Source organism: Bacteroides cellulosilyticus, assembly GCF_020091405.1.
Taxonomy (GTDB): Bacteria; Bacteroidota; Bacteroidia; order Bacteroidales; family Bacteroidaceae; genus Bacteroides.
Window position 1 is genome coordinate 210352 of the sequence record NZ_CP081903.1, and the last position, 22861, is coordinate 233212.

The following is a 22861-nucleotide window of genomic DNA, read 5'->3' on the forward strand; positions in this document are numbered from 1 at the left end:
TTATTAATTAGATAAATTCAATCCATGTTCTTTTAAAATCACTTTCACTTCCCCTCTCATCTCTTCAATGGCTTTTGAATAAACTTTCGGACGTTTAGTTAATACGATTTTTGCCATTTGTTTCAGTTTATCCGGTTGATAAAATTCGGGCTGCGCATAAAGCAGAAACAGCCGATAATATGAATAAATTCTATTAGGTAACAGATAAATAGCATCATAATAATATTTCTCTGCCTGTTCATAGTTTTTTTGTTGCTGGCTATTACCCCCCAAAGCATTATAGCATTGATAATTACATCTCAACAATATAGAACGTCTTAATAAATCATTCGATTCAAGATATTTTTTCTGTTGAGATAAGCACAAACCATATTCATATACGAAATCGGCATTATGCTTCAAATCAGGATAGAGCATAGCATATCCCTTCTCCGCAATTTCCAATGCATCGGTTGACCTTAGATAACGGCATTTGTCCAATTTTTCTATCACACCTTTGGGTACATCCTGCAAAAAGAGCAAAAAGATAGAAGCAGCTACCAAAAATACCAAAACACAGTGCCCATATACATTATTCCCAACGCCAATAGCCCTTTTAGTGCTCAAGCTTGCCACTATAATAACTGCAACAACACAAAAGGCCGGATATTGGAAAGGATAAGAAGAAAATGCGAATATCAATAATGAAATAAGCCCGCCACATAATCCATAATCTCGCCTCTTAATTCCACCACTCAGCGCATATGCCATAATCACCACAACCCCGAATAGCAAAAGACATCCTCCTTCTACCAGAATCTGCAAATACTCGTTGAAAGCATATTCAGGATTTCCCGCTACTCTTTCTTCTGTTGCCGTATATTTACCCGAACGAAATCTATCAGTCTGTTCTTGGGCATAAGCAAGCGGAAACATACAACTTCCGTACCCGAAAACCGGCTTTTTCCATATAGCACAAGCCGTATTTCCCCAAATAAACAAACGCCCACATGCAGAATCTTTTTTCAGATTAAACATTAGGTAACTTCCTGCTGCTATTCCAACAACACCCACTACAAGACAAAGAACGGACAACTTTCTTTTCAAATACCAATACTTCATCCAATTATTTTGCCAAAATAGAACAATAACAGAAGAGACTATTGCTCCAATCCATGCCGATCTGCTCATCCCGGCAGGCAGTATGCACAACAAGACTGCTAAAAAGAATAATGCAACATATCGCTTCGTGCATTTAGTTGATAGAAACAGATAAAGAGATACGGGTACCATTATAGCGATGTAGCCGGAATAAGGACCCGGATTAAAAAAAGAACCTGTTATATCAAATTTGCTATGATTAGACTCACAGAAACCATACAATTGCAGGATTCCCCATACTGACTGAATTAGACCGGTACTCAACAATACCCAAGAAATTTTCTCCACAGAAATGAGATTGCATTCAAGCAACATTCTGATTGAAAACCAAAGGATACAGAGCTCCCCAAAAAGGAAAAGCTTCCAGTTTGCCAATTGGAGATCAAAATCATATCTTAAAAGCCAATATCCCAATAAGATAATAACTAACAAGTCGGTAACAACAAACTGAAAGCATTTTTTCCTTCTAATAAAGAATTTCAGGAAACTTAATACTACTGTCAGACAAAGAATAGCCCAAGATAAAGGATATATGAAGAAAGATAAATCGTGAGTTGAGAATGATATAAATGTAGTGTTTATCACTCCCAATAACAGTAGACTTATCCCTATTGAACATATCATTTTCCCAATGGACAATATCTTTATTTGTCGAAATACTTTTTCCATATAATTCGGTAATATAAATCAGAGAGATCAGGCAATTCTTTCATTGGAATAAATAAATCTTTCATTCGCAGATCTTCTCCAATTACAAAAAAGAAAGGTACATTTTCTTTTTCCAAAATATTATGAAACACTGTATCTTCTGTCAAATAAACAGGAAGACTTAGCGACAAGCTATTTACCAATGCCTGTAATTCTCTACGATTAGAGTTATCTGCTATTATAATTAGTTTATCCTTCGCTAGCTTCCCCATTAGTTTCCTAACAGACGAAAAACTATGTTGAATGCATGAGCTGCAATTGGTTGATGAAAATTTAAAAACAACCTTATCCTCTCCATTCAACAAAGCGGACAATTTGATAGCGTTTCGATCTTTGTCTAACAATGTCATATCTGGCAACTGGCATTCCGAATATACATAATGCATCTTCATATTTCCAGATAACAATGTAAGCATTTGCTTTTGGACTTCCAGAGTTTCAGATTGTTTCGCTATTTGAACATCCTTATGCATAGCATCACGTATAGAGTAAATGAGTCCTACGCTCAATAATCCTATCAATATTACTAAAAGAAATGTTGCTCTTTTCATTGTAAATCCATCATTTCAACTCAAATTTAACGATAATCGGGTTATCATCTAATTCCACTTGCTTTCCGAAAGCTTTGGATTCGACAAATCGTCCCGGAGATATACAACTGTACACAGCATTCTTATAAGTCGTCAACGGAATAAAAACAGCCATATCATCCATATCATTTACCACTGCATTTTGTTTATAGCCTGCTGCTTCCATATAGGTATCCGATTCCTTATGGTTAATAATTCCCACATAATAATAATCATTCGTCGCCACAATCTTGTCAACAAAACCTATCAAACATTCATCTTTTGTTTCAAAAGGAATATACGAAATTGAATCCACAAATGAAGACATCCTTATTTCATGATTGCTACTTCGCAAAGGAACATCAATTACTTTCAAGTTCTGACCATCCCTTTCTACCGAAGTTGAACATCCGGCCAATATCACTAATAACAACAGTAAATATTTTCGCATAGCTAAAATTACTAAAATACATTTCTTCATTCCATTTTCATTTCTGTTATCATTATTATAGGATTATCATCACCAGATACTTTTTCTTTCAAATCAACAAGTGCTGAAACCTTTGGTTCCACACTGCTTAAGTTGTAAGATTCAATGATAGTGTACAAATCATGTCCTTTGATTGCAATAGGATTAATATAGAATCCATTATCTATATCATTTTTGATAGGGAAACGCTCCATAGCATATCCACCTATATAATTTTGACTTTGAAAATTATAAAATCCCACTCCAATTTTCATTTCAGATAGATTATTATACAAAATACAAAAAAAATCATCACTACATAAGACAGTAAGTAAATTAGGAAAATTTGTTTTTCTATTTTGAAAAATCTCCTCAATGGGCACCTCTTCTTCTTTTAACATCTCTACATAACGCTCTCTTTTCTTACAAAAGTCTTCTCCCCAATTCACATAAAATTTTTGTTGAATACCTAAAGAGTCTATTAAATAAATGTTAGGATCTAAAGGATAAGCTAAAGAAGCACCATTGGCAGCTTTATACATAGACTGATTAGCATGGACTATTTCTTGAGGACCGATCCTACTATCTGCAGATAACAATATTTGCTTATCACCTGTTCTCAGGTCATATAATATCAAAATAGGTACCTGGCCATCCTGCTCCTTTCTTTCCATATAATCACAATAACATGCCATTTTGTTACTACCAACATAAACAATATCTTTCACCGAGAAATCAACACCTATTTTGTCTAAATATTCACCTCTCATATCATAAACCAATATATTTCCAGTACCCATATCAGCAATAAAAATACGTTCTTCTTCTTCATCCACAGCTACACTGGTAATCGTCACATATTCTCCGGGAGCCACCCCCACACGAGAAATATGAGTAATGAAACGCCCTGTAGCATCGAACAAAAGGACTTGCTTAGATGCAGAATTATCAACTACCAAATACTTATCTTTTAAAGGTATCAATTGACTAACAGTGCCAATCAAATTATCAGAAGTAGTTTCCAGCTTTACATAGCGTATATTCTTTACCAACTCAGACATTTTTAGCACCTTCTCGCCTGACTGAGCAATATATATTTCATCAGTCTGCACTCTACGAGACTGAGTATTCGTACAAGCACTTATAATTATAAGTAACAAGTATAACAAACAAGCATTCTTTTTCATTGTAAATCCATCATTTCAACTCAAATTTAACGATAATCGGGTTATCATCAGGTTCAATATGCTTTTTAAAAGCCTCGTCAAAGGTTATTCCATCTGGTGATCTATAACTATAAACAGCATTCTTATAAGTCACCAATGGCATAAAAATAGCTATACTGTCCATATCATTCACAACGTTCATTTTTTTATAGCCAGAAGATTCTACGTATGCATCCGATTCCTTATGATTAATAATACCCAAATAATAATAATCCCCTAAATTATATTTCAAAAAAGAATAAGAAGGAGTTTCTAAAAAAGCATAGACATAAGGAACATTCTTTCTAAGTTCACGACCCCGATATAAATCGACAGTTTCTGTTCTCAGTTTTTCAATATAATCTTTCTTAGCCTTCTGATTCTGTTCTCCAAATCGTACGACATATTTTCTTTTTAAAGTCACAGAAGGCAAAGCCTGATAAATAGTATCATTTAAAGAAGTCACAAGATTACCATTGCTGACAAAATTGAAAGGAGAAGACATTATCCCAGGAAAGGACATTCGGGAATCAAAAAATAAATCAGATTTTGTTTGTTTGTTATCAATATTGACAAATAACACATTAGGATATGAGTTATTACAACTATATTTTCCATTATCTTTATAATCAGCATAGAAAACGATCCAAGAATCATCTAATACAGAGAATGATTCCGCCATATAATCAAATTTCCTCTCTTCAATAAAACGACCAAAATGGTCAAAGATAAACAATTTCTGTAATGAGCAATCCCAGATATAAACATTATCTTTATATATATCAACATCGTTTATCCTCATATATTCCCCCGATCCAACTCCTCGATTACTCAATTTATGAATAAATTTTCCAGATTTATCAAAACAGAAAACAGAATACGATATCGTTTTATCAACTATATAATAAAAATTATCCGTTACTATAATTTTATCAATAGATCCTATCAAGCACTCATCTTTCGTTTCAAGCGGAATATATGAAATTGAGTCCACAAATGTAGACATCATAACCTCATAATTTGTCTTCCTTAAAGGAATATCCAAGTTACTAACCTCATCTTCTGAATTTTGCTTTTGTCCTACACAGCCAGTCAATATCCAAAGAACTAATAATAGATATTTTTGTTTCATACAAATTTAATATTTAAATAAGGTTTTTGGAGAAGATTCTCCAAAAACTTTATTGACAGATTTTACTAAATATAACCGCTACAAGTAGTCTGCTTAGAAGGGTCACAACAAACACTTGCCTTAAATAAACATCGCAAATGTGTTCCACCATTCCCACATGGAGCTTCTTGTAAACTTTCATTTTTAGTATAGGTTGGATTACCTCCACATCCCCATTCAGTTTCACCGCCGCCACCTTCATTACCATCTGACAAAGCCATAAGATTTGCCAGATACAAATTACCAGTAGAAGCACTCGTCCTTAAGTTAAGAACATTAACGGAAGCTACAGCCACAATGGCAACCATAACCAAAACATAAAACACTTTTCTTTTCATGTTCATACATTTTTAATTAATAATTAATTGATTTATATTGCATTTCCATACAATTTCAAGACTAAAGGACTGTCTGATGCATTACAGTACACCGTAATTGTTTCATTGAAATACCCTTCTTTCTCTTTTTTCACAAAAACTTTCACTAAACCAGAATCACCCGGATTTATAGGTTGTTTTGTATACTCTACCGAAGTACATCCACAACTCACATTTACTGCATTAATAAGCAACTTTTTATTACCCACATTCTTTAATGGGAAAGAATATTGTATACTATCCTTTGCTATTTTAGGAAAGTTAACCTCACGTTGTGATATTTCCACATCAGTTCGCATCATTGGAACCGTATCAGGAGCTAATAGTATATCTCTATAAAGTTCCGCTATATTTTCATTATTAACCGGGCTTCCAACAAGCACCACTTTATTGTCTCTGTCAAGTAGGAATGTATGAAACTTTCCACCCGCAGGAAATTTATTCAATTGATTAAGACGGTCTGTTTCATCTATACAGACTGGCACAGAAAAGTCATAGAATCTCAATAAATCAACAAGTTCTTCAGTATCCTTAGGATAAAAATCAAATAAATAGGATACAGAGTAAGAAGATTTATTCTTCAAGCAGTCAACCCAATCCAGCCATCTTTCAAGTTGAAGTTGACAACTTGTACATCCTACGGTATCCACATAAACCAAAATTTTATAATCCGTATAAGCCTGTGAATATTCCACTGTATCCGTACCATACTTAGTATAAACTAAATCATTCGGAATAACAACTTGTCGTCCTATCCATTCTTCCAAAACACGATTTGCCTTATGCTGTCCACTTCCTCCACACGAAAAAAGAATAAGTATACTACAGGTTACCCCAAATAGCCCTAAAATCATTCTAATAATTACTTTCATATCATTAATATAAAACATCATACAATATGATTATTTTCACTCATACCCAACAAACCTCTGCTCCCCATCTTCCACATAGAATACCTGCTCTTCCTTCCCGCGCGTCAAATTGCGCAACCACAACAAGGCACCTTCAGGAATATTCCGATAGATTAATTCATTGGTAATAGCAGTCTGTACTCCCAAAGAAATCCATCCCTTCACGCCAGACTGATAGAATAATTCATACACATTGCCCGGAGTGATAAAATTATCATCATTGCGAGGAACGAATAATATCTTTTTTATGGTGTGAGCACGTTGCAGGTCAAATACGATGGAATCCTGCGGCCCTGATGAATAATAGAATGTCAGCCAATCATCGTCACACGCCTTGTCTATGTCGTGCGCGGGATTCTCATCCACCGGACCACCACCGTATATGGCTTTCGAAGGAAGATGTTCTTCACTGTCCACACTATCAAAGAATGCCAGTTCCGCAATTTCCGCCCTACAATCTGCTGTGGGATAGGCAGGAGGCGGTGGAGTGAAACGCACATAACGATAAGGGCGTGAAATCTTCGGATAATAATAATTGAGGTTGGTGCGGGGAGTATCTGTCAAGCAACAAAGCAGCTCACTCGTACGGAAATACCAGTCATTACTCACCTCAATCTCAGCACCTGTCATGGTAGCCATGTAACCATAAAGGTATTGTCTTAACGGGTATTTTCTCCGTATATGGGCAGTGACCGCCCTCGACATATTCGGTTCAAAATAGCGTACATTTCCGTCTACTACCATAAAAGGATATCCGGCAGGAGAACGTGTTCCGTTCTCAGAGGTCAAAGGCTGGAAAATAACGCCCGGTTCTATATTGTTCACTTGTGCTTTGCCGCGTCGTAATGGAACTTCATCCACTGTGACATATCCGGAAGGACTGAACATTCCCAACAGAATACTATTTCCTTCTATATTGTCATCAACCTTTACCTTGAATTCATTCTCACCAAAGTATTCCGCCGTCACATCCTGATAAAAAGGTCCAAACAAAGAAGCCGTCTTACTATCGTGCGCTTCAAAAGTATTCCTGTAGACTTTACCTTTCTTTCTGCCGTCCGTAGACCCACGTTTCACCACAAAGTCGGACGAATCCATATACCAGAATGGGATAAATCCACCGTCCGAATCCTTCAGTACGTTCCACATGTGGTCGTGCTGATTAGAAGGAGAATACCAATATTTATCTATATTTACCGGAAAGCCCAATGCCCGAAAGACGTATACGGCATGGTCGGTGATTTCACGGCAAGTGCCTACCAGATATTCTGACAAGAAGCGGGCACCTAAATGCGGCATACGGTATTCAGTGGTAAGAACAAATAGATTAGTCCGCTTAAAATGACGTGCCAGGAGGTTAACGGCTTCTACCATATCGTCACCGGTATACAGCGAATCTAAAACCGGTTTATAAAGATCATAGTACATTTTCCGCCAATTGTCTAATGGCTCGTCACCTATACGATAGGGCAATACCCACTCGCAAAAGTCATCAAATGAATAATTCTTTGCCCACGGGCTTTCTTCCCAAACTTTAAAGGATTGTTCGATATTTTCTATCAGATAATCGGCAGATATGTATTTAATATCCGGACGTTTCGGCAATGTCCTGTAGTTAAAGCCAGTCCACTTGCGCTTCCATTCGCTATCAGGCAGATAACCTCCTATATTCAGTTCCACCGCGGCCTTCATCACTGCCTTCACACTGTCCAGACGGTCATCTTCATAACCGCCATGCCCCGGCATATTCCTTATAAGAAAGCGGGCGGCTTCTAACTTCAGACTATCATTTCGGTAGTAGTTCAGCACTTTTTCAAGTTCTATCCTGTTTTTTCCGGCCTGTTCGAGTGCAAAATCCAAACGTTTATCTCCCGCACTTTCGCATGATACAAAAAATACAATTGACAGAGACCATATTATTGTCACCTGTACTCTATTCATAGTATTATAATTATAGTAGTTCTTCTCTAAATAACGTTTTTACTTAGAGGTCTAATGCCACCATTAGGCAAGTGCAAATGTAAAGAGCCAAGGTTAATTAATAGTATAATATAAACTTAATTATAGATTAAAAAAATGATTAATCCTATACAAACAAAGAATTCAAACCTATTTAACTGAAGTTGCATACGTAAAGTGATAAAGAATCCTTCTTCTTTCTTCATTCCCCGTGTCTCCGTGTTCAATCCTGTCATTTTAAAACAGACTCTTACTCTTTATAAAAAAACATTGTCCTTTCTTTGCTTTTACATAGCACCTGGGTTATCTTTATCTTTATGTCTTATCCTGTATTTAGTTGATACTAATAGTTACCAATCAAATACAGGGCAAGACAGAAGTAGAGCTTATAAAAAAGGACATATTATTTCAATTCCATTCTTCTATTAATACACATATTTTACTAAAGCCCAAAACATTACACGAGGTTAATAATATAACAAAATATTTCATAGTATTTATAATTAAAGATGCTGCTTTATACAATAGCGTTTTATTTCATCGTTCATTAATACAGCATAAATCATACCCGTTTCTTCACTAAGAGTAATACATTTTATATTATCCTCTATTTCTATTTTACACAAAAGACGGCCTTCCCAGTCATATATATGTAAATAGGAAACCGATACATTCTCTAATTCACTCGGAGCAATCCCATCTTTATACAATGCAACAATGCGATTGTCAGTTGAACATACAGACCAATAATAATGTCCCGGTTTCTCTATGTACGATTCCAGTTCCTCCTCTTTCCCAAAAGGAAAAATTTGCTTAGAACTTCCAGTCTCAACATCCGTTATTGCAAGCATTGGTATGAAGCGCATAAACGATGCTATTTTTTTACGATCATTTTTTAAGGACAATACTCCTTTATACAATTGAAATGCTTGAGGTATAAATGGCAAGTCTGTAGCATAAAAGCTTTTTATTATCTTATTTTTAGCGTAATCATATAATTCAAAATAAGTATTGTTATCTTCTATTTTTCCTGACCGTTCCGGTGCCTTTGTTAACAGAAAAACATTCTCTTCTATATAAAAGGCTGTATTAGAAGATGTAAAAACAGAGTTACGCTGTTCATCAGTAAAACTGTATTTCTTTTCATATACAGTTTTATTCTTATCCAATGTCTCATTCAAATCCAAAATTGCCAAATATTGTGGATAAGATTGTAAATCCATTTTTCTCCTTCTAGCTTAACTGTTGCTGATGAATCCACAAACAAAGTTTCAGTAACGTTTCGAATCTCACTTCTTTTTTCTGATTTGCATGAGATAAAAAGCAAAAAAGCTGTAAATACAAGATATTTCATAATCGGCCTGTCTTTTAATAAATATTACTACAAAAAAACTAATTAAAGACCTCATCTAAATCTAAATAATACACATCATCAGACTTTGGTCTTGTTACATACAATCTGTTTCTAACTGTATCCAAAAACATTTTATCAATATCATAATCCGTCTCCAACTTCTGTATTAATTTACCATGCCAGTCAAAAACATGAATAGTATTGACATACGGAATCTCATGCATTCCCCATCTGTCCTTTCCCCAATACAATGCATAGATATAATTATCGTCAGCCTGCACTTCTACATAATAATTTTTTATATTTTTCTTTCCCTGAAAGATTGAAAAATCATCTCCCCCTTCCATACGATATCCCACGACCTGTCCAGTCTCAAAATCTAAAACATTCAATTGCGGAAGGTGCCCCATCACTTGCACAGCCTTAGTCCCATCCGGCTTAAAGGCATCAGCAGAAGTAAAAAAAGCTTCGGATACAATGGAAGCTTCCTCATTTTTTATTGTTTGCTTATAAATTGAATAGTTCTTTAACGCCTTATTAGTATCAAGCGTCCGTTTTTGATAAAACAGTAAAGTAGATTCTTCATCACTTAAAGGGAAAGGATCTACCCTAGTCAATAATATACTGTCATCTTGAAGGTACATCTCATTATAACATGCTCCCCCATTCGCATCTCTCCAAGCATACGGAATAATCTTATCTATGACAGTAATACCCTGCTTAATAGATTGAGTTATATTCCAAATAACTAATTTTTCTTCATTAGGAGCGAATAATAAAGTCTGCAATTCATTTCCTATTTTAAAGAATTGTGAAATAGGTCCAAAAGCAGCAGCCTCCTTAGGACCACCTCCTTTACTACAAAAGGTTCCAATCTCCTCTCCGGTATTTATATTGAATATATTATAAAAATGATCCGGTAATTTGGGATTCAAAAAAAACATCAGTGAATCATAGACTGCAATATAGCCATAGTTTGCACCATGCAATATAACATTATTTAAAGTGACTTTTTTCACTGTTCCACTATTATCTTCGACTTTTTGGATATCGCCATTAAAATATTTGCCATCATCATATTTCTCACGACAACTTATGCAAACAATAAACAACATCACAAAACAAAATATACCTCTAATTCTTTTCATACTATTTACCTGTTTATTTCCAATTCAACCACATTTCTATAAAATACAATCATTTTTTCTGTTACATTCTTTAATTTTTTCAAGGCGGACATTATCTATTTTTCATTTAAGATGAAATCAAAAGCGAAAGCAGGCGGCTTCTAACAATTATAGTAGTTCTTCTCTAAATAATCTTTTTTACATAGAGGCCTAATGCTATGTACAAATATAAAGAGCTAAGGTTAATTAATAGTAACATATAAGATTAATTAGAGGTTAAAAAATGATTAATCTCATATAAACAAAGAATTCAAACCAATTTAACTGAAGTTGCATACGTAAAGTGATAAAGAATCCTTCTTCTTTCTTCATCCTCCGTGTCTCCGTGTTCAATCCTGTCATTTTAAAACAGACTCTTACTCTTTCTTTAAAAAAGCATTGCCCTTTCTTTGCTTTTACATAGCACCTTGGTTATCTTCATATTCTTTATTTTGCCACTTGAGAGCGAGTTCCGTTTACCGCCTGATAAAAAGTAAAGGCAGACACCCAACAGCATAGCAAACAATATCCCACCATGAAAATGACGTACCCAATACTACCCTTGCCAACGTACAATTTTGCAACCCCAATAAAGTAACCAATTGCAGATACTGTAACGTTTCAATACAACAAGCAAACAGGAATATCCATAGTGGCAGCCATCGCAATGGACGGGTAATAAATATACGCACAAAGCAATATACGAGTATTACCACCAATACATCTCCCATATAGGGACGTATGAATGCGTCACGCACAAAAAGGGCTATTAATGTTTCGACCACAAACAACCCTGCAAAACAAATTGCATAAAACCAACGGCTACCAATAAATGTATCATTTCTATTATCCATAAATCGCTCTTATTACATATTTGGAAAATTAAAATCTATTATAAATGGGAAACTTCAAAATTTCAGCAACAACAATATCGGATTATCATCTTCTGATAAATTACTTAATGCCTCACGAGTTTCATTTCTTAAACTCATAATATATAATAATCGGATTTGAATCTTCCGTCAAGGTCTGCAATTTATCGGCCCCTTCTATACGAGGGTTTATTCCGCCTTTCTTCATATTTTCTAAAAAGATATCCTTGGTGAAACCGTCATTCATGCCGATGCAATATACCCGGTCCTCATCAAATGAATATAGTTTGGGAATTAACAATGTGCCTGCTTTATCCGTATAAAGCAAATCGTCAGTTATACCCGGCATAACATAAGCTTTATTCTCTTCTTTCTTATAAAGAATGGAATAACCATAGAAGCCTACATGATAGCTGAAATGAATATATTTACCGGTTTCCCAATAATCAAATACATTATATATTTTATCGGTTTTCATCAATCTATCGTATATTTTTGACACTCTTACAGATTTCGACATATCATTCTCTGCTATCAAAGTTTCTAAATATTCCTTTGTCACAAGCTTTTTACTTTGCAAAGTAATATACGGCTTTATTCCTTTGGGAGTTATTTCAAATATTGTATCCATGAAGATCTGCATAAACTTGGGATTTCCGGTAGGGCCGGAGATAAAGGTATGTTGATCAGTACTGAATAGTTCATTCCAACCCTTATTATACTGAGAAGCCTCGAATTGAAAAGAAATTCTTTTTCCATTAGTAACGTCCACTTTACTCAAAAGAAATCGTTTCCCGGATTCATCAAATGTATACAGATTCGTATACAGCGCATTCTTAAAAGGTTGAATAAAAGTGGATCTTGTACCTTTATTTTCCAGTTTAAATGAACTTTCAAAAGTTCCATTACTACTATACTTCAATACATTCTGAGTTTGGGAGTCCAGTACATATATTTTCTTATTTTCCCTGTCGACACTTATATCACCCGGATCAATGTATTCACCGGGTCCTTTCCCCTTACGACCTATCATCTTTATAAATTTACCCTGCTTATTAAACAGAAAAAGCCCTCTGCCTTTTTCCAATACATACAAATTATTATCGCAGACTTCTAACTTATCAACTTTTCCTAATAATGATTCATCCGTATCTTCCAATACAATGATTCCCGCCTTGCTGAATAAAGATGAATAAGTCATCTTCTCCAACTTTTCAGCACGATCCAAATTAATCACATAGCCATTTTCCTTTGTTAAACCGCTATTCTCTTCACCAGGAGTAGTCAATAATCCCAGTATTAATGCCATTAACAGTGTAAGTGTTCTCATAGTATATTACATTTTCTTTCTCTTACATAATCAATTGCAAAAGTAATCATCAAAACAAGATTATGAAAAGAATAGTCACTATACTTAGTAAACTTCAATAATATATTTTCTACAAATGGATACAAAGCGCTCCTCTCTCCTTCAAAGCTATACAAGGAATAGCTAAACGGCAACAATCATTTTTAAGAATATCACTACGATAGTCTGAGAGAGAAACATCCAAAACAACGGTTCGGATGCGGAACAAAGAAGTCAATTCTTCAATACGACCATTGTAGCCTTTGGAAATGTATAAATAATCGATCTGTAAAGGGTGCTTTGAAATCTTATTTTTCCAGCGGGCATCATGGAGCAGGCAAACCCGCCTGCCCGCATAGGAAACAATGTGATTATGAAAAGCCAGACCGGAAGTAGAATAATCAGCAGGCAAAGCATTGGGAATAGAGAGATGCTGACGATTCCAATAAGGTACGAGTGCACGGTGCAAACGGGAAGTATCCGGCACACTATCAGCATAAGCCAACCAGGATTCTCCACTATTAGCAACGCAATGGACGGCAGGACAGCCACGGACATTATAAAAAACAATGCCGCGCTGAGGAGAAGACAGGCTGACGGAAATCGTATGATAAGTGATCAGCAACAACAGGCAGCAAAGCAGAAAGGATATGCTGCGAGCAGTTCGGATAGCCAAACTCCGAAACAGAAACAATAGAAAAAGATAAAACAGCATAATCTCCCAATGATCTATCCAAAGCCGATCTATAGAGGACATTGGCAGTTCTTCTATCCAGCAGAGAACTTTGTTCTGAGCACTTAACAGAGCATCGACCACTAAAGCACAGCCAGATTGAAGGAAAGGAAAAGGAGTCAGGATAAGCATAAGAACCGCAGAATACAAAATCAACGTCACCATAGGAATCACCCACAGATTTGTCAGCAGAAAATGAGTAGAGAAACGGGAGAAATAGAATATAACTAAAGGAGCCGTACCGATTTGCGCAGCAACGGAAACCGTCAGCAATCCCCAAGCATAACGAGGAATGCAACGCTTGACAGAGAGCAGGCTGTAAAGTTTGGGCTGTATCAACAAAATAGAAACTACCGCTACAAAAGACAATTGAAACCCCACATCAAAAAGCCAAAGTGGATTATAAAGTAACATTAAAAAGGCAGTAGCCGCCAGTGTATTCAACGATAACAATTTCTCAGATTGTAAACGGGATACAGCCAGCAGAGAGAACATGATTACGGATCGTACCACAGAAGAAGATAATCCCGTAAGAAAAGCGAATGCCCACAAAAAGAGAATAACCAGAAAAAATCCCAAGGGTTTAAAAGCAGTCCACCGCTTCCACAAAAAGGAGAAGAAAAACAAAAATAAAGTAGAAAGCAAGCCTATATGAAGTCCTGAAAGTGCCAGTACATGACTGGCGCCAGCAATTGAATAAGTTTCCCGTATATCCTCGCTCAAATTCTCCTTATCTCCCACCGTAAGAGCCGAAAGTACTGCAAGATTATCTCCCTGAAAACCTAAACGATGATATAGTTCCACCACTTTTTCCCGATAGTCCAAAGCTATTTGCTGAAGGGAGCGGGAAGCATTATGACCTATTATCCGCCAATGTCCGGCAGAGATATACGCTGTGCCGGTGCCAGCTTTACGAGTAAGATAACGTACATAATCAAATTCGTCAGGATTCCCGTTATTGACAGGAGGGGCAATACGAGTATGTACCCATAATCGATCTCCCCTCTTTAATGCAACAGTTGCGGAATTTCTCGGGAAATAGAATAAAAATGTATGTCCATATTCACTTTTCTGCAAATCCTCATCATTCACTTTTCCCTCTAATTGGACATGACATAACACGCTTCGTTCTTTCATTTCCGGCTTTTCCTGAAGAATCACCTGATAGACTGCCGCCTCATCGGAAAAAGGAAAATCCGTACGATGCAAATATTCTTCCGTCATACCGGCGCCTAATCCAAAACAACAGAGAAAGACGGAAACTCCATACAGCCAATGAATACGATATTTATCAGAAAGGAAATAAGTAAGAAACAGTAACAGGAAACCTGCCAGACAAATCCAGACAGGAAAAAGATTGGAAACCGGACAGGATGTCTCTGCCGGAATATTTAAGGAAAGTTCCGCCCGCTGCCGGAAGAAATGCGCATCTCCACATACAATACCGCCTGCAAACGGCATCAAAAGTCGTAGAAACGGATGTCGTTGCAGGCTGTTAATTATCAACGGATGAAGATTTAGAGATCCTTCAGCGAATGTATCATACCTTCAGGATCAGGAGCTGCAAACACGGCACTACCTGCAACCAATGCATCTGCACCGGCAGCTATCAGGCGGGCACCTGTCTCCAAATTCACACCACCATCCACTTCTATCAATGCTTTCGAACCGGTACTGTCTATCAAAGCACGCAATTCCCGTACTTTCTCAACTGTATGTTCGATAAATTTTTGTCCGCCAAAACCGGGATTCACACTCATCAGCAGCACCATATATACGTCCTGGATAATATCTTTCAACATTGATACGGGCGTAGCCGGATTAAGCGTTACGGCAGGTTGCATACCCGCTTCGCGGATCTGCTGCACCACCCGATGCAAATGCGGACAAGCCTCATAATGCACATTCATGGTATGCGCACCCAGCGCCTTCACTTCGTTAATGAATTTCTCGGGCTGTACAATCATCAGATGCACATCCAGAGGTTTTGTAGCCATCTTTGCCACATATTTCAATACAGGAAAACCGAAAGATATATTAGGAACAAACACACCGTCCATAATATCAATGTGGAACCAGTCGGCCTCACTGCGGTTCACCATTTCCAAGTCCTTTGCCAGATAAGCGAAATCTGCGGACAAGATAGAGGGAGCTATGATTGGTTTCATAATACACTACATTTTACAGGTTATATATAGATATAACGCACAAATATAGACAAAAGATTTCATTCATCCTAATATTATACCCTGCAAGCCTTGCGGAAGCTGAGGCACTGTACGATAATTACGTGCAAGGTTACGAAGAAAATCCAAAGTTTTCACGGAAGGCTGCGGATGTCCATCCGGCAATGCTTTATCAGAACTTCGCGGTTTCACGGATGAAGAAGAAAAAGAAGGAGTAGTTTTTTTATCCATAGGCTTATTGAACTGAGAATTAATAATTAATTAGTTAAAGCTGCGGGCTGCAAAAAAGAAGCAGGAGGAACTTTATATACTAAGAACGGGAGAAGAAGAGATATAGTATACAAGAAGTTATAAAAAAACATGAGATATGTAAACAAATCAGCCCAGGTTAGTGCCAAAACACCATACCTGGGCCAATATCCGGTTGAGTACCCTTCAATCCATCGTCAACACGATTCCATGCTTCTCCGCCATCCGGCGCAAATTCAAAATAGCGTAGCGCATCCGCCCCAAAGAGGTATTGATGCTGACTCCCGTCATTTCTGCTATCTCCTTGAAACTGAGGTCTTGATAAAAGCGCATATGCACTACTTCCCGTTGTTCGTCCGGCAGATGTTTCATCAGGCGACGTACATCCGCAAGAATCTGGTGGTTCACGATTTCAGCTTCAACCGTTCCTTCGGACAGTCGGATATTATTCAGTAAATTCCGTTCTTCTTCATCACAAGACACCAGGTTTTCCTGTTTTTCCTGACGGAAACAGTCGATAATAAGATTATGCGCGATACGAGTCAACCAAGCTGGGAACTTACCGTTTTCATTGTAGCGTCCCTGCTGAATGGTGACAATGGCTTTTGTGAAAGTTTCCTGAAAGATGTCTTCCGCCAGTTCTTCATTACGCACCGTATAATAGATGTACGTATAAAGACGATCTTTATAGCGGTTCAACAGAATATCGAATGCCTCGTTATTGCCTTGTGCATAAAGGGCCACTAACGTTTCGTCAGCAGCATTTGTTTGTACTTTCATTACGTGTGTTTTTAGATTTCAGCGTAATGTATTCCGATAGGCATTCGATGTTTAGTAGTTAATAATACGCAAAGAAAGGAAATTTTTGGGAAAGAAACAATATTAGAAGCAATAATTAAGTTACAAGCTACGAGCTACAAGCTACAAGTTGCTGCGCTGTCACTCTGCATAGTACTCGTAGCTTGTAGCTCGTAGCTCGTAACTATTTCACTCTAAATTCTTCCGTCAACCGGAATCCACGCAAAAGTTCATCTGTCTTCAAGCGTTTCTTACCGGGAAGTTGCAAAGCACGTATGCCGATAAATCCATCAGCAGCGGCTACATGGATATAAGTCTTACCATCCGTCAGCAAAGTTCCGGGAGTCAACTGGTGAGATTGGATTATTTTTTCTGTCTCAAATATTTTCATAACTACCGCCTCTCCATCAGGTTGAACTAACTCTGACCAGGCAGCAGGATAAGGAGACAAACCGCGAATAAAATCATAAATACGTTTCACCGGCTGATTCCAATCGATACGGCAGGTATCTTTAAAAATCTTCGGTGCAGGGCGCAATTCGCCTACAACTGCCATTTCTTCCTGTGGAATAGGTTTCACTGCATCATTCAAGATCGCATCTACCGTTTCAGTCACCAGTTTTCCACCAAGCATCATCAGCTTATCATGCACAATGCCCACATCATCCGTATCTGCGATAGGAATACGAACTTGCTGAATCACTTCACCCGTATCGATTTCATGACGCAGGAAAAAGGTCGTGATACCGGTTTCCGTATCACCATTGATTACCGCCCAGTTAATAGGTGCAGCTCCCCGGTATTGAGGCAAAAGGGAAGCATGAAGATTGAAAGTTCCTAAACGTGGCATATTCCACACCACTTCGGGCAGCATACGAAAAGCAACTACTATCTGCAAATCGGCCTTCCACTCACGCAGAGCCTCAACAAAAGCCTCATCTTTCAACTTTTCCGGTTGCAACAAAGGAAGATTCTGTTCCAGCGCATACTGTTTCACTGGAGAAAACTGAAGTTTATGTCCCCGCCCTGCCGGTTTATCAGGCATGGTGATGACACCTACTACATTATATCCACCTTCTACTAAACACCGCAGAGACTCCACTGCAAAATCCGGAGTCCCCATATAGACTATTCGTAAATCTTCTTTCTTCATCATATAACAACTTTATTAATCTTCAGAGAAATGTACCAATACCTGACGGTATGAATTGAATATCTTCGACTTGGAAACAAATCCCAGATAGTGCCCTTCTTCATCTACCACAGGAAGGTTCCATGCTTTCGTATCATCAAACGTGCGCATCACCTGTTCCATACTATCCGTGTCATAAAGGCGTGCCGGGATAGCCGTCATCAGCTTGCCTACCGTAAAACGATGATATAGCTCCTGCCGGAACATGATATTCCGGATATCGTCTAAGGTAACAATGCCAATCAGTATTCCGCTCTTATCCGTTACCGGGAATATATTACGCCGTGAGGCTGAAATCGCTTTCACCAATTCTCCCAAGTCCATCTCCGGATGAACCACTACAAAATCTTTCTCCACCACATTTTCCACCTTCATCAGAGTAAGCACCGCTTTATCTTTATGATGAGTCAGCAGTTCTCCCTTTTTAGCCAAACGCATGGAGTAAATACTATGAGGTTCGAAAACAATAATTGTCAGATAAGAACTGGCTGCTACAATCATCAGCGGAAGGAAAAGATCATATCCACCTGTCAGTTCGGCTATCAGGAAGACTCCGGTCAACGGGGCATGCATGACACCACTCATCACACCCGCCATACCCATCAGGGCAAAATTCTTTTCGGGCAGATAATAAGAGAAATCAAACTTATTACTAAAAAAAGCGAAGACAAAACCGGCGATACATCCCAAATACAAAGAAGGTGCAAAGATACCACCACAACCGCCACCACCATTTGTCGCACTGGATGCAAATACCTTGAACAAGATGATGAGCATCAAATAGAGTAATAGCAAATTCCCATGTCCATAGAAAAAAGAGTTGTTCATCACTGTATCCCAATCGGCATTGGAAGTACCGTTCAGCAACAGTTCGATGGTATCGTAGCCTTCACCGTAGAGCGGTGGAAAAAGAAATATCAAGATACTCAACATGACACCACCCAAAGCCAATTTCTGGTAAGGGCCTTTCAACTTGCCAAACAAACCTTCCACAGAGTTCATTGCACGGGTAAAATAGAGCGAAACCAGTCCGCAAAATATACCCAGCATGATAACGTAAGGAATACGTTCCATCTCAAATGCCTGGTCAAGGTGGAATTTAAACATTGCTTCTGTTCCGGTAGTAATATAGGACACTGTAGCAGCTGTCACTGCAGAAATCAACAACGGAAGCAGAGAAGTCATAGTCAGATCTATCATCAGTACTTCCAGTGTAAACACCAGTCCTGCAATAGGCGCCTTGAAGATACCAGCAATAGCACCGGCAGCACCACAGCCTACCAAAAGCATCAGTGTGCGGTGTTCCATCTTAAAAACACTTCCCAGATTGGAGCCAATAGCGGAACCTGTCAATACGATAGGTGCCTCTGCTCCTACCGAACCACCGAAACCAATGGTTATGGAACTGGCAATCACAGACGACCATGTATTGTGCCGCTTAATCCGCCCTTGCCGGCGGGAAATCGCATAGAGAATTTTAGTAACCCCATGACTGATATCATCCTTCACCACATAGCGTACAAACAATCCTGCCAGAAAAATACCCACTACCGGATAAACCAGATAAAGGTAGTTGGCTTCCGTTGTATTGAAATTGTTCGTCAGGAAATTCTGTATCCAGTGTATCAACATCTTCAGTATCAAAGCTGTAATAGCCGTAAAGATACCTACCAGAAAGCTGAGTATCAAGATAAACTGTTTTTCCTTAATATTCTTTTCACGCCATAAAAGGAAACGCTGAAACAAACTTCTCTTCTCTTTTTCCATATACCTATATTTACCAATCTAAACGAAATAAAGAATTTACTCTCGTATCCATATAATAAGAGAGAAAATCCTTCGACAAACTCAGGGCATACCCGAGTTTACAGAGATTAAAAATAACGATACCTTTTTTAGTCCGTTATTTTATTTCCGGATAATTTTTATAACACCACCCTTATCCAGTTTTATGATGCTGGATGGTTTCGGATGTCCCATTTCTTCCCGTCGATAGCCCACTACGTAATCGACCATGGACTTAAGTTCTTCTGTGATCTCACTGTAATTTGCCGGCGAAGGTTGTCCGCTGATATTGGCCGATGTAGAAACAATCGCCTTACGGAACTGTTGACAAAGCCGTTTTGAGAATTCTTCATTCGTTACCCGGATACCCACGCTACCATCTTCGGCAATCAGGTTAGGTGCCAGGTTTCGCGCACCGGAGTAGATGATCGTCAACGGTTTATCTGCCACTTCAATCAAATCCCATGCCACTTCAGGCACATCCTGCACATAGAAGTCTACCTTTACAGGAGAGTCTACCAACACAAGCATCGCCTTACTGTCCGAGCGCTGCTTAATCTCATACACACGCCGCACAGCTTCTTCGTTGGTGGCGTCACAACCTATTCCCCAAATGGTGTCGGTGGGGTACAGAATGACTCCGCCTTCGTTCATCACTTGACAGGCTTTTTTAATATCTTCTATCATTTCTTGGTGTATAAATACAGTGATTAACACGCAAAAGTACTATTTTTGCACGGATTAATAGAAAAGTTTAAGAGAAAACAATGGAAGAAATTCAATTTAACCACACCCTGCCCATACAACTACGATTTAATGATGTCGATAAGTTCGGCCATGTGAACAATACGGTTTATTTCTCTTTCTATGATTTGGGAAAAACCGAGTATTTTGCTTCTGTGTGTCCGGACGTTGATTGGGAGAAAGACGGTATTGTCGTCGTACACATAGAAGCGAACTTCCTTGCACAGATTTATGGCTCGGATCATATCGCTGTACAAACCGCCGTTACTGAAATCGGCACCAAAAGCTTTCACCTCGCACAGCGGGTGATTGATACGGAAACACAGGAGATCAAGTGCATATGCACCTCTGTAATGGTAACTTTTGATTTAGAGAAACATGAATCTAAACCTCTGGAAGAAGAATGGATTCAGGCAATCTGTAAATACGAAGGAAGGGATTTGAGAAAGAAAAAATAAAAACAAATATAATAAAATACAAGAAGTCCCCTTTCACTGCACTATTCCTTTATCCATAAGGGCTGCATGTAAAGGGGATTTTTCATATGCAAACACTGCTTTTCGACTTTCAGTAAAACACTATTAGTCAATCCGGTACAATTTATAGATTTGGATAATAGAAATATATTGTATAATTTTGTTATGTCCATAATGCATATGACGTAAAAACAACTAATATTATGAAAAAACAAGAAAGATCATTTTCCACATTGCTTCAAGCCGGTTGCTCTGCTATTCTGTTTATCAGTTGCCTGCTGCCTTGGTTAAACATTACGTCACCACAAGAATCCTTAAGAGGGCAATTCAGTCTTATCAATATGCCTGTCCAAATGGTGAGCGATGCAGGAATAATGACTAACGCATTCCCGCCAGCAGGTTCTATTTTCGACTACTACCGAATAATATTCTATGTTATTCTCTTCTTTATCTTCATCAATATATTTATTCAACTCATAAAAAAGATTCCCCTGTTTACATGTTACTCGTGCCTGCTTCCAACATGTTTCAGCTACCTTTTTTGGACAAGAGTAGCAGACTGCGGAAATTATCTTGAATGTGCAGGAATCGGTCTTTATCTGGCTAACATATTTGGTACAATTGCCATTGCAACCGCATGGACAGACCTTGGAAGAAATTATGAAAACCATAGAAAATTGTTCCGTTTCTGTTGGGGATGGAGCGTTCTATGCTTTATGCTTCCAATCATTCTAATTCCCTTTGCCGGTTTTCTCAGAATTCAAACTTCCGAGATTCATATAATCCATCGAATCGTATTTGTATTTACGACAATTTGCTTTATTATCTGGGCAATAGGAATCATGCAAATACCATTTTTAATATATACCAAAATCGTAAATCAAATATCAAAACAAAAGATTCATCACGCAAAATTCTTTTTATCAAAAAGTCATTAAATCATTCACTTTACATAACATAGAAACGCTTTATCCCTATTATCACAAACAATCACATTGAGCAAATAAGTTCTTCCGGGAAAAGATATCTTTCTTTTTTAACATTTAGACCACCTATTTTAAGCAAACAGACAATCCATTTACCCCCAATAGACCATCTGTTTACTCTAAATACATGGTTTCTTTCTCTGAAAAAAAACTATTTTTACTATTATGGCTACACCCTTTTCATCAAAAGATGACACCCTTTAACCAAAAGGGTGATACCATCTTCCATTAATGGTGTAGCCTCACTGAAAAACAGATAGGATTCTTTCTATCTTGAAGTAAACCTCCGGCCAAACAATAAAACCATTTTTCAACCATGCTCAGAAAAGCACAATCTTTATGCATAGAAACACCCCATTATTCTTGCAAATAGATTTAATTCAAAGATTATTCGTGTCATTTTAGACCTTACCCATTCATATATCCTTGCGTTTTTTTCATGTATCCAAGCATCATTCCACAA

21 protein-coding genes are annotated in these 22861 nt (G+C 37.7%); 2 read left to right on the top strand and 19 right to left on the bottom strand.

What is annotated here, in order from left to right:
- Positions 1-3 precede the first annotated feature (3 nt).
- From K6V21_RS00620 to K6V21_RS00710, 19 genes are all read right to left on the bottom strand, one after another.
- On the bottom strand, positions 4-1809 hold the full coding sequence (locus tag K6V21_RS00620; RefSeq protein ID WP_224320544.1) for an O-antigen ligase family protein: 1806 nt from the start codon (positions 1807-1809) through the stop codon (positions 4-6).
- On the bottom strand, positions 1785-2399 hold the full coding sequence (locus K6V21_RS00625; RefSeq protein ID WP_224320545.1) for a peroxiredoxin family protein: 615 nt from the start codon (positions 2397-2399) through the stop codon (positions 1785-1787). Before K6V21_RS00625 ends, K6V21_RS00620 begins: the two co-directional genes overlap by 25 nt.
- Positions 2400-2409: 10 nt before the next feature.
- Complete coding sequence (locus K6V21_RS00630; protein ID WP_224320546.1) at positions 2410-2868, bottom strand: 6-bladed beta-propeller; 459 nt, start codon at positions 2866-2868, stop codon at positions 2410-2412.
- Positions 2869-2894: 26 nt separating this feature from the next.
- Complete coding sequence (locus tag K6V21_RS00635) at positions 2895-4073, bottom strand: 6-bladed beta-propeller (protein ID WP_224320547.1); 1179 nt, start codon at positions 4071-4073, stop codon at positions 2895-2897.
- A gap of 10 nt (positions 4074-4083) precedes the next feature.
- Complete coding sequence (locus K6V21_RS00640; RefSeq protein ID WP_224320548.1) at positions 4084-5223, bottom strand: 6-bladed beta-propeller; 1140 nt, start codon at positions 5221-5223, stop codon at positions 4084-4086.
- 65 nt (positions 5224-5288) lie between these two features.
- A complete protein-coding gene (locus tag K6V21_RS00645; protein ID WP_224320549.1) occupies positions 5289-5600 on the bottom strand; it encodes a hypothetical protein in 312 nt (103 codons plus the stop codon).
- A gap of 32 nt (positions 5601-5632) precedes the next feature.
- On the bottom strand, positions 5633-6511 hold the full coding sequence (locus K6V21_RS00650) for a DUF1573 domain-containing protein (RefSeq protein WP_224320550.1): 879 nt from the start codon (positions 6509-6511) through the stop codon (positions 5633-5635).
- Positions 6512-6547: 36 nt separating this feature from the next.
- Positions 6548-8491: a hypothetical protein gene (locus K6V21_RS00655; RefSeq protein ID WP_224320551.1), complete on the bottom strand. Its 1944-nt coding sequence runs from the start codon at positions 8489-8491 to the stop codon at positions 6548-6550.
- A 521-nt stretch (positions 8492-9012) separates the two neighbouring features.
- Positions 9013-9732 (bottom strand): hypothetical protein, encoded by a 720-nt coding sequence (locus K6V21_RS00660; protein ID WP_224320552.1) that lies wholly within the window; start codon positions 9730-9732, stop codon positions 9013-9015.
- 169 nt (positions 9733-9901) lie between these two features.
- Positions 9902-11011, bottom strand: coding sequence for a BF3164 family lipoprotein (locus K6V21_RS00665; protein WP_224320553.1), 1110 nt, complete (start codon positions 11009-11011; stop codon positions 9902-9904).
- A gap of 494 nt (positions 11012-11505) precedes the next feature.
- Entirely contained in the window at positions 11506-11883 is a 378-nt protein-coding gene (locus K6V21_RS00670) for a DUF2809 domain-containing protein (protein ID WP_217712696.1), read from the bottom strand.
- 121 nt (positions 11884-12004) lie between these two features.
- Positions 12005-13231 (bottom strand): 6-bladed beta-propeller, encoded by a 1227-nt coding sequence (locus tag K6V21_RS00675; protein ID WP_224320554.1) that lies wholly within the window; start codon positions 13229-13231, stop codon positions 12005-12007.
- A 109-nt stretch (positions 13232-13340) separates the two neighbouring features.
- On the bottom strand, positions 13341-15443 hold the full coding sequence (locus K6V21_RS00680; RefSeq protein ID WP_224322110.1) for a ComEC/Rec2 family competence protein: 2103 nt from the start codon (positions 15441-15443) through the stop codon (positions 13341-13343).
- A 56-nt stretch (positions 15444-15499) separates the two neighbouring features.
- The gene (gene rpe / locus K6V21_RS00685) at positions 15500-16150 is read right to left on the bottom strand and encodes a ribulose-phosphate 3-epimerase (protein ID WP_217712698.1); all 651 of its coding nucleotides are present in this window, start codon (positions 16148-16150) and stop codon (positions 15500-15502) included.
- A gap of 63 nt (positions 16151-16213) precedes the next feature.
- Positions 16214-16399: a hypothetical protein gene (locus K6V21_RS00690; RefSeq protein ID WP_224320555.1), complete on the bottom strand. Its 186-nt coding sequence runs from the start codon at positions 16397-16399 to the stop codon at positions 16214-16216.
- Positions 16400-16603: 204 nt separating this feature from the next.
- Positions 16604-17197, bottom strand: a complete 594-nt coding sequence (locus K6V21_RS00695) for an RNA polymerase sigma factor (protein ID WP_217712700.1) — start codon at positions 17195-17197, stop codon at positions 16604-16606.
- A 202-nt stretch (positions 17198-17399) separates the two neighbouring features.
- Complete coding sequence (gene fmt, locus K6V21_RS00700; protein ID WP_217712701.1) at positions 17400-18371, bottom strand: methionyl-tRNA formyltransferase; 972 nt, start codon at positions 18369-18371, stop codon at positions 17400-17402.
- A 12-nt stretch (positions 18372-18383) separates the two neighbouring features.
- The gene (locus K6V21_RS00705; protein ID WP_007210121.1) at positions 18384-20174 is read right to left on the bottom strand and encodes a chloride channel protein; all 1791 of its coding nucleotides are present in this window, start codon (positions 20172-20174) and stop codon (positions 18384-18386) included.
- Positions 20175-20315: 141 nt separating this feature from the next.
- Entirely contained in the window at positions 20316-20879 is a 564-nt protein-coding gene (locus K6V21_RS00710; protein WP_217712702.1) for an L-threonylcarbamoyladenylate synthase, read from the bottom strand.
- 80 nt (positions 20880-20959) lie between these two features.
- Between K6V21_RS00710 and K6V21_RS00715 the strand changes: the two genes are divergently transcribed.
- Both K6V21_RS00715 and K6V21_RS00720 read left to right on the top strand, forming a co-directional pair.
- Complete coding sequence (locus tag K6V21_RS00715) at positions 20960-21394, top strand: acyl-CoA thioesterase (RefSeq protein ID WP_007210119.1); 435 nt, start codon at positions 20960-20962, stop codon at positions 21392-21394.
- A gap of 221 nt (positions 21395-21615) precedes the next feature.
- Positions 21616-22350, top strand: a complete 735-nt coding sequence (locus tag K6V21_RS00720) for a hypothetical protein (protein WP_224320556.1) — start codon at positions 21616-21618, stop codon at positions 22348-22350.
- The last annotated feature ends 511 nt before the right edge of the window (positions 22351-22861 follow it).

What these genes read in the sequence shown, in the direction of transcription:
- K6V21_RS00620 (WP_224320544.1), bottom strand. Translation starts at nt 1,809, where the DNA reads ATGGAAAAAGTATTTCGACAAATAAAGATATTGTCCATTGGGAAAATG.
- K6V21_RS00625 (WP_224320545.1), bottom strand. Translation starts at nt 2,399, where the DNA reads ATGAAAAGAGCAACATTTCTTTTAGTAATATTGATAGGATTATTGAGC.
- K6V21_RS00630 (WP_224320546.1), bottom strand. Translation starts at nt 2,868, where the DNA reads ATGCGAAAATATTTACTGTTGTTATTAGTGATATTGGCCGGATGTTCA.
- K6V21_RS00635 (WP_224320547.1), bottom strand. Translation starts at nt 4,073, where the DNA reads ATGAAAAAGAATGCTTGTTTGTTATACTTGTTACTTATAATTATAAGT.
- K6V21_RS00640 (WP_224320548.1), bottom strand. Translation starts at nt 5,223, where the DNA reads ATGAAACAAAAATATCTATTATTAGTTCTTTGGATATTGACTGGCTGT.
- K6V21_RS00645 (WP_224320549.1), bottom strand. Translation starts at nt 5,600, where the DNA reads ATGAAAAGAAAAGTGTTTTATGTTTTGGTTATGGTTGCCATTGTGGCT.
- K6V21_RS00650 (WP_224320550.1), bottom strand. Translation starts at nt 6,511, where the DNA reads ATGAAAGTAATTATTAGAATGATTTTAGGGCTATTTGGGGTAACCTGT.
- K6V21_RS00655 (WP_224320551.1), bottom strand. Translation starts at nt 8,491, where the DNA reads ATGAATAGAGTACAGGTGACAATAATATGGTCTCTGTCAATTGTATTT.
- K6V21_RS00660 (WP_224320552.1), bottom strand. Translation starts at nt 9,732, where the DNA reads ATGGATTTACAATCTTATCCACAATATTTGGCAATTTTGGATTTGAAT.
- K6V21_RS00665 (WP_224320553.1), bottom strand. Translation starts at nt 11,011, where the DNA reads ATGAAAAGAATTAGAGGTATATTTTGTTTTGTGATGTTGTTTATTGTT.
- K6V21_RS00670 (WP_217712696.1), bottom strand. Translation starts at nt 11,883, where the DNA reads ATGGATAATAGAAATGATACATTTATTGGTAGCCGTTGGTTTTATGCA.
- K6V21_RS00675 (WP_224320554.1), bottom strand. Translation starts at nt 13,231, where the DNA reads ATGAGAACACTTACACTGTTAATGGCATTAATACTGGGATTATTGACT.
- K6V21_RS00680 (WP_224322110.1), bottom strand. Translation starts at nt 15,443, where the DNA reads ATGCCGTTTGCAGGCGGTATTGTATGTGGAGATGCGCATTTCTTCCGG.
- rpe (WP_217712698.1), bottom strand. Translation starts at nt 16,150, where the DNA reads ATGAAACCAATCATAGCTCCCTCTATCTTGTCCGCAGATTTCGCTTAT.
- K6V21_RS00690 (WP_224320555.1), bottom strand. Translation starts at nt 16,399, where the DNA reads ATGGATAAAAAAACTACTCCTTCTTTTTCTTCTTCATCCGTGAAACCG.
- K6V21_RS00695 (WP_217712700.1), bottom strand. Translation starts at nt 17,197, where the DNA reads ATGAAAGTACAAACAAATGCTGCTGACGAAACGTTAGTGGCCCTTTAT.
- fmt (WP_217712701.1), bottom strand. Translation starts at nt 18,371, where the DNA reads ATGATGAAGAAAGAAGATTTACGAATAGTCTATATGGGGACTCCGGAT.
- K6V21_RS00705 (WP_007210121.1), bottom strand. Translation starts at nt 20,174, where the DNA reads ATGGAAAAAGAGAAGAGAAGTTTGTTTCAGCGTTTCCTTTTATGGCGT.
- K6V21_RS00710 (WP_217712702.1), bottom strand. Translation starts at nt 20,879, where the DNA reads ATGATAGAAGATATTAAAAAAGCCTGTCAAGTGATGAACGAAGGCGGA.
- K6V21_RS00715 (WP_007210119.1), top strand. Translation starts at nt 20,960, where the DNA reads ATGGAAGAAATTCAATTTAACCACACCCTGCCCATACAACTACGATTT.
- K6V21_RS00720 (WP_224320556.1), top strand. Translation starts at nt 21,616, where the DNA reads ATGAAAAAACAAGAAAGATCATTTTCCACATTGCTTCAAGCCGGTTGC.